This is a genomic window from Flavobacterium sp. FlaQc-57 (assembly GCF_044007395.1).
Classification (GTDB): Bacteria; Bacteroidota; Bacteroidia; order Flavobacteriales; family Flavobacteriaceae; genus Flavobacterium.
Genome location: NZ_JBIPDA010000023.1, coordinates 1 through 255, shown reverse-complemented (window position 1 = coordinate 255; position 255 = coordinate 1). Strand labels below are relative to the sequence as shown.

Annotated in this window: 1 rRNA gene; it reads left to right on the top strand. The window is 48.6% G+C overall.

The window, feature by feature from the left end:
- Positions 1-255: ribosomal RNA gene (locus ACHRVZ_RS21440) — 23S ribosomal RNA — on the top strand; the annotation flags it as partial.

The following is a 255-nucleotide window of genomic DNA, read 5'->3' as shown; positions in this document are numbered from 1 at the left end:
TAATTAGTACCAGTACCGTAAACCGACACAGGTAGTTGAGGAGAGAATCCTAAGGTGCTCGAGAGATTCATGGCTAAGGAATTAGGCAAAATAGACCCGTAACTTCGGGAGAAGGGTCGCCCTGTAGCAATACAGGGCCGCAGTGAAGAGGTCCAGGCGACTGTTTATCAAAAACACAGGGCTCTGCAAAATCGTAAGATGAAGTATAGGGCCTGACACCTGCCCGGTGCTGGAAGGTTAAGAGGAGATGTTATC